This is a genomic window from Nitrososphaerota archaeon (assembly GCA_011605775.1).
GTDB lineage: Archaea > Thermoproteota > Nitrososphaeria > Nitrososphaerales > JAAOZN01 > JAAOZN01.
Map to the genome: position 1 here is coordinate 1 of JAAOZN010000091.1, position 7,147 is coordinate 7,147.

At 45.7% G+C, this 7,147-nt stretch carries 6 protein-coding genes, 1 tRNA gene and 1 pseudogene; 2 read left to right on the plus strand and 6 right to left on the minus strand.

Going from position 1 to position 7,147, the window contains the following annotated elements:
• Positions 1-9: 9 nt before the first annotated feature.
• The 4 genes from HA494_08075 to HA494_08090 form a co-directional block, all read right to left on the minus strand.
• Positions 10-312 carry a winged helix-turn-helix transcriptional regulator gene (locus HA494_08075; GenBank protein ID NHV97721.1) on the minus strand — a complete coding sequence of 101 codons (303 nt, stop codon included), beginning with the start codon at positions 310-312 and terminating at the stop codon, positions 10-12.
• Between the two features lie 121 nt (positions 313-433).
• Positions 434-1,102 carry a hypothetical protein gene (locus HA494_08080; GenBank protein NHV97722.1) on the minus strand — a complete coding sequence of 223 codons (669 nt, stop codon included), beginning with the start codon at positions 1,100-1,102 and terminating at the stop codon, positions 434-436.
• 54 nt (positions 1,103-1,156) lie between these two features.
• Positions 1,157-2,026 (minus strand): hypothetical protein, encoded by an 870-nt coding sequence (locus HA494_08085; GenBank protein ID NHV97723.1) that lies wholly within the window; start codon positions 2,024-2,026, stop codon positions 1,157-1,159.
• 33 nt (positions 2,027-2,059) lie between these two features.
• Entirely contained in the window at positions 2,060-3,217 is a 1,158-nt protein-coding gene (locus HA494_08090) for a pyridoxal phosphate-dependent aminotransferase (GenBank protein ID NHV97724.1), read from the minus strand.
• Between the two features lie 83 nt (positions 3,218-3,300).
• Here HA494_08090 and HA494_08095 point away from each other — a divergent pair.
• Positions 3,301-3,798: pseudogene (locus HA494_08095) on the plus strand (UbiX family flavin prenyltransferase).
• 13 nt (positions 3,799-3,811) lie between these two features.
• Here HA494_08095 and HA494_08100 read toward each other — a convergent pair.
• A tRNA-Asp gene (locus tag HA494_08100) sits at positions 3,812-3,938 on the minus strand.
• Positions 3,939-4,012: 74 nt separating this feature from the next.
• Here HA494_08100 and HA494_08105 point away from each other — a divergent pair.
• Complete coding sequence (locus tag HA494_08105) at positions 4,013-5,056, plus strand: hypothetical protein (protein ID NHV97725.1); 1,044 nt, start codon at positions 4,013-4,015, stop codon at positions 5,054-5,056.
• Positions 5,057-5,436: 380 nt separating this feature from the next.
• Here the strand turns inward: HA494_08105 and HA494_08110 are convergent.
• Positions 5,437-7,147 (minus strand): hypothetical protein (locus tag HA494_08110; GenBank protein NHV97726.1); only part of this gene is annotated, 1,711 nt, incomplete at its 5' end.

Here is a 7,147-nt window from a genome sequence, read left to right on the forward strand (position 1 = left end):
CGCTTGAGCCTAAGTGAGCGTCCACTCTATGAGTTGAAGAATCTTCGGAGAGGCTAGTTTATAAATGATCCACTTACCCTCACGCCTCTTCTTAGCTATGCCCTCTCGTTCAAGTAGGTTAAGGTGATGCGAGGCATTCGGTTGGGTAAGATTTAAAGCAGCCATAACCTCACATACACACATCTCCCTCTCCGCAAGCAGCTTGATTATCTTAAGCCTGGTTGGGTCACTTAACGCCTTAAAGAAGCGCGCTTTAGCATCAAAGAAGCTTTCTTCGCCGATTTCTTTAGCTAACTTTCTTAGATCACTGATATACTTCTCTAAGCCACCAGCTCTACAAACCTCGCTGTAGCGCCTCTTTAGCCTCTCTTGGACCGTTTCCACGGTTATTGTGTTAGATACATACTTAAATATGTTTTACGGGTTACATAGACTAATATTTGGTGTACTTTATGTAGATATAGGACTGCGTTATAGAAGCCCACGCCGTCACAACCAGACTGATGATGAATGATATGATCGGACCTACGAACGGTATTAGGCTAAAAAAGCCACCTACTAACGCAGCTAACCCAAGCAATATAATCACGGCTAAAGTATTTAGCTTCTTATCTCGACCAAAGTATCTGCTGGCCGTCATAGCCTCTAACGCACCCTTATCCTCCAACATCAAAGCTGGTATAGTGTAGAAGAACCACGTCAAGAAGATCAAACCAGGCACTATAAACAGCACTAACCCTATCGCAACTATAATAGAGACAAGTATCGATGCTGCGATAAGTGAAATTAACTTCTTGAGAGCTGTGTTTGCAGCTAAAGTCAAGTTGGGGCTAACACCGTTTACCACGTCTTTCACCATAAGAGGATACATCCCTGAAACGACCGTGTAGACTATAAAACCAGCTAGGAGAAGGAGAAAAGTCAATGGGACGAGCAGAAACCAGCCTCCTAAACCATTCAATAGCTGAAGGATACTCAACCCCGACATTATGGTAAAGATGAGCGATGAAATGAGTTGTGGGATGAGGATCTTAGGGTTCCTGAGTAAAATGTTGAACGAGCTTGTTAGGGCTTCTCCTACATCAAACCCCTTTGCAGACATAACACCAAAACATCCGAATGCAAGTTAATAAACTTTGAGAGCGTGAAAGGTGTTTTAAGTGGTTTGATAGAGCTCTTTGCGCCTAGCCTCCAGCAACTCAACCCCTCTACCGATAAACTCAGCAGCAGTGGAGAGCCTAACACCCATCTCCTCTCCAACCTCATACACAGGCTTCACCCTCTCCTTATAATTAAGATCACGTAGCAGATGATGGTCCAAGATAACCGTATCCAACCCCTGAGCGACCAGGCTTCTAATAATCTTAGTAAGAAGCTGGTTTGCCAGATGCAGATCGTCTTCCTTGAAGCTGCTACCCAGCAGATAAGTCGGCGGACCATCCACTATAAGGGTCTGCGGTGCGTTTTCGAGAATGAACTTCACCTGCTCTTCGCTTACGGGTCCTTGCACATCAGAAGTAAAGAGTACTCTTTCACCCCCGCTTTCAACGCTAACTTCAACAACGTATCCGAGTTTGGCATCTGCGCCATGGCTTACTGCGTGTGAAAAATGGATCGTGGTTTCGCCTACTCGACATCTCCTACCGTCAGCCGCCTTTATCTCTTTAGGTACCCCCTGTACGCTCTGGAGAAAGTAGGCTGCTCGCCACATCTGACTTCGATTAATGTTCAAGCTGGGATCCTTGATGAATAGCCGTTTCCCTCTAAACACTTCTAGATGGCGTGTGGAGTGGTGGTCGTAGTGGTAGTGTGTCAAAACAACTATTTCAGCAGAATCGGCGAAGCTCACTATTTTACTCCAAGATTCATCTAGCCTCTGCCACTCAACCGGATGAGGCTTCAAACCATAGCGCGCGGGAGCAAGAGCTGCACTTGGATCTATGAGCAAGCGCACGCTACTAGTCTCAATAAAGGTGGCCATAGACCTAACCCCGAAACTATCTGCTGCGATGGGTGTAACTCTAATCATGAAGAGCACCCAGCATAGATGAGATGGGCTTCAACTCTTAGCAGCAGAATCTAGAAAGCGAACTATCCTCCTGGCACCTTCTTCAACTTTGTCTAGAGAAGCAGCATAGGAGATGCGTATACACCCTTCACCAAGGCTGCCGAAGGCTGAGCCCGGTACAACCGCAACGCCAATCTCCTTAATCATCCGCATAACCAGATCCTTAGAAGGAACGTTTACACCCTTTAGTCTGGGAAATAGATAGAAGGCACCTTGAGGCTTGTTAAATAAGAGACGTGGGCTTTCAGATAGAACATTACATAACAGATCCCTCCTACGCCTATATTCACGCAAAACATCGTCAAAGAAGCTTTGCTGTAGCTGTAGGGCTTTAATAGCAGCCCTCTGTATAAAAGAGGGTATGCAGGCGCAGCTGTACATTTGAACTTTAGCCATCTGCTCTATAACCTCAGGTGGGGCTGCTACGTAACCTATCCTCCAACCCGTCATAGCGTATACTTTAGATAGACTATTTACTGTCACCACGTATTTCTTAAATTCAGATAGACTAGCCGGGCTAAAATGCTGTCCCTCGTATACAAACTTCTCATACACTTCATCGGAGATGACCATCAGACCATGCTCCACAGCTGTAGATACTGCCTCCTCAATCTTCTTTCTTTCACTAACAGCACCGGTGGGGTTAGAGGGCGAGTTAATTATGAGGAGCTTTGTCCGCTTAGTTATAGCCTTTCGTATGATGTCTGGGTTGATAGTATAATCTCCACTTAAACCAACCTCAACCGGCACACCGCCTGCAAGCTTGGTGGCTGCAAAATATTGCACAAACGCTGGGCTTGGGATTATAACCTCATCTCCCTCACGGAGTAAAACGGTTAAGGCGAGGAATATCGCCTGAGTGCCTCCAAAAGTAACCATGACCTCGGTTTCCGGATCGACATCCACACCATTATCTCTCCTGAGCTTTAAGGCTATCGCATCGAGAAGCTCAGGGTAACCCTTGGTTGGAGAGTAGTGAGTATACCCTTGATCTAAAGCCTCCTTCGCAGCCTCCTTTATGTAGGCTGGGGTATCTAAATCGGGTTCGCCGATAGAGAGGTTTATGATATCTTTGGATCTCGCAACCAGATTGAAGATAGCTCTGATCCCCGACTCCTCAATACCGAGTACACGCTCGGAAAAAGACATACATCTAACATCCTCCAACACATATTTAAGTCTAATAAGGGCGGCATAATCTTTTTTAGAAAAAAAATCAATTAACTCACAGATTGGAAACAATCATCCTTGCGGTTACAGGTGCAGCAGGCACAATCGTGTCTACAACTATACTTAAGAAGCTCAAACAAAGGAGGGTTAAAACAGCGCTCATTGTCTCAGAAGCGGCGTATAAGGTTGCAGAAATTGAATTGAAGATCAAACCAATCGAATTGGATAGGCTGGCGGACGTATTTGTAAAAGATGAACACGAACTCGCAGATCTTCGACCAAAAGCCATGATCATAGCGCCGTGTAGCATGAAGACTCTAGCCGGAGTAGCTTGGGAACGCGCAGACAACCTAGTCTTAAAAGCAGCTAAACAGGTGCTTGAGAGAAAACTCCCTCTTATATTGGTGATTAGGGAAACACCGTGGAACATTATACACCTCAAGAACATGCTTCAGGCTTCGAAGAAGGGTACGACTGTTATGCCGCTTACTTTTCAACCTAAAGCAGCTCAGAAGAACATAGCTGAGTTGGTAGATGATCTAGCTGATAAGATAATCAGCTTATGTCTACGAGCGCCCTGGCCGGGAGATTCAGAGCCGGCTCGCTCTTTTGAACCCGGGTCAGAACGGTGACAGCGTCCTATGCTAGACCGGGCTCTTGGCGGGGCACGTTTAGGAGCATACCCCTACACCACCAGGGCGCAGATAAGGGCTTATATGTGGTTGAAGATAAAATTTTCTTTTAGAGGATGTGAAGCGTGGTGCGTAGTAGTTGATGGTTGAAGTTGCGGCTTCAAAAGGTGTGACGATCTCAGCACCTTCGGATGGCTTCGTCTCATTCTTTAACAGCCCCTACCATCCGCATATTAAACTCGCCGCATTAGACATCTACATTAGCTCCCGGCGATTCGGCTTTGAAGCACCTTCTCCCGTCAAAGGCAAGGTTCGAAGGCTGTACCCCTTTGAACCCCCTGTTCCAAAGTGGTTTAACGCCCCTAGAACCGAGTACGCGATTTTGATAGAGTGTTCTGCGAACCCTGAAATTTGGGCTAAGATACTCCATATCCAACCCTCTGTGAGAGAAGGTGATGATGTAGATGTCGGCACACCCTTAGGATGGCTCATAAGAGATGGCTTCTTTCACCCTTGGACAGATCCTCATATGCACATCGAATTACGAAACCGCTCTGATCCCATTAGGGCAACAGGGGGCTACCCGCTTGAACCCAAGATCTCGAACACATACTACGTTGATGGCGAATTAGATAGAAAAGAGGTCTATGGCGGAAGAGTGGTAGCGCTGGGTGAACGCTACGCTCTAGTGGAGCTACAAGCACCCTTCACATATCTTGAACCATTCTTCGGCTTATGCGGGCTGGTTGGTGACGAGTTTAGGCTGATTGACGGAGGCATACCACACTACCAGTGGGCCGGTTTACTACATAAAAAAGGAGGTGGATTATCTTCTGAAGCAAAGCTTCTCAACACACCTATAGGGCTAGTCCAATCATCAAACAGTTGGGCTGCACTCCTAACTTGTGAAGACTTCAACATAATGCTCGACGGTTTGATTTGCGTAGGCTTATCCTGCTACCTCAATTTAAGGAGAGAAAGACTTGTCAAGATCATACTACCCAAAGGATTAGACTTGCAAGTAGGTCAAAAAGTAAACCTTAAACTAACAATAGGTGGAGCAGGGTTTACAGCGCACCTACAGCAAGCATTCGAAGGGCTTGTGGAGGATGACATCTACTCAAAAAGCCTCTTAAAGGACAGAAGGAGAAGCATCGCATCTATTCTGACTTCTTTTAACACATAAGCCTAGTTTTGCTAAATTAACCTTACATATATGAAATTCTTAAAGCGCAGGACCTACTGCCACTCATGGTTTTAATTTTGCAGCTGGGTAAATTACTGCGTCAACCCCATAGAGACCGTTTGTTAGAGGCTTATATAGAGAGGAATACCACGATATCCATAAATTACCCGAGTGCATTAGATATGGTATGTCAGAAGGGTGGCGGTGTTCACACGATAAAGTGGAGTTGATTGGGGAGCAGAAGGGTGAGAAGGGGGTAAACAAGTACTTTAAGTGTCAGAAATGTGGTAACGTTCTTATATTGTCGGAAGAGGGAGTATTATACGAGGTTCCTGCGGCAAATAGGTAGTAGAGAACGGTTCGTCTCAGAAAGTTGTTTATTAAGAATGTTTGGTGCGCTTTATTGCATATGAAGCCCCCACCACAGCTACAGCAATCAATATTATGATTACGTAGAGGGTGAGGTCTGGTAGACTTACGCTGACTAGAGGCGGTGTGGTTGCGGTAGTTTGAGTTGTGATTTCGGCAGCTACAGTTTGAGTTTTGGTCTGGGTTGTGGATTCGGTAGCTGAGGTTTGGGTTGTGATTTGAGTCGTGGTTGTTTGCTGTGTTGTTGTGGTTTGTACGGTTTTGCTTTGAGCGATGGCGAGTATTGGGTCGCCTTGACTTAGGGTTGCTGTAATCGTCTTTTCTTCTCTGCTTATTTCATATTTTATTGGTATGTAGTTTTCGTGTTCTGCGCTGTATTTGTAGAGGGCGAGTTTTGCTGGGTCTGTGAAACCTAGGTCTGGGTATCTTATTTTTATCGTAACTTCTTTGGCTGCTTCGGTTATGTCGACCGCTAGGTAGACCGCTTTTTCAACACCGGCTATCTTCGCTTCTGGGTATGGGTTCTCTTTGTATAGTGTTACACGCCCTTCTATGTTTCCCTCTGAGGTGAGGGTTACGCCCTTTATGGGCTCTGCGCTTCTTACTCCGCTGACGCTTTTCGATTCGGTGGAAACTTTCTTGAATTCGATTGTGCCTGCGGTTGGGCTTCTGAATGATGTAGTTACAACTGTGACGCCGCTTCCTAAGATCAGCCCACTTCTTATTGCTTGGCCGTTCAACAGTAAGATGTAGTGGTCGCTTTCACTACCTTGGATGGCTAGTGTGAGGAAGGTGCTGTTTGTGATCTTTATCTTACCTCCGCTCAATGTCAGTGGTCCGTCGCTAACAGCAATTAGATTATCTTCTTTGGCTTCGAAGAGGTTGACGGGTGTTTGAATCTCGGTATCGACATCGTAGGCTCGCAATCCATTTACGTAAACACTTACCCTTATGAATGCGAGTGGAGGCGGTTTTTGTTTAAGCGTTGGTTTTAGGACTATGGTTGCTTTGTCGTTGGGTTTAATGGTTACTTCTTGTGATGTTGCTGAGGTGTAGAAGGGTGTTTCGACTAAACTTAGACTTATTTTAGCGTCTTCGCCTCCTATGTTATATACTGTTATTTGGAGGCTGTCTTCTACCCAGAGTATGTCGCTTGCCCTTACGATTATGCTTGGTCCTTCTGGTTGTAGGAGAAGACCTTTCTCTTCCGCTGTTCGTAGAAGAGTGGAGGCTTGTTTAGTGAGGTTAGCGAGTTCGGATAAGGTGTCTTGGAGTAGGTTTCGGAATTCTTTGGTTGGTCTGTAGGATGGGTTTGCTATGAGGAAGTCTAGTAGCAGACGTAGGTTTGTAACTGTGTAGATATATGTTAGTCTGTGTTCTGCCAGCTCTGCTGTTAGTGAGGGGTCGTTGAGGCTTTGGATTGAGGATGTTAGTATGAGGTCTGCTTCGTCGAGAGCGTTGGTGAGTTCATCGAGGTCCTTGGATTTGTATACTAGTGTTTGGGTTGAATCTAGTATCGCATTTCCTTTACTTTGGATTGTTTTAGCGATATTATCTACTGTGTTGGATCGGGCTGTGTTAAGTTGAAGGAAGGTTGTTTGAGGAAGCTGGGTGAGCATTCTGTTGACTTTTATGTTCGTTTGCTCGCTTTGGGTTCTGGTGAGAAGTAGAGTGTTGACTGTTTGTATCGGTGATGCTGTGACTTGGGCTGACCTGAAGCCG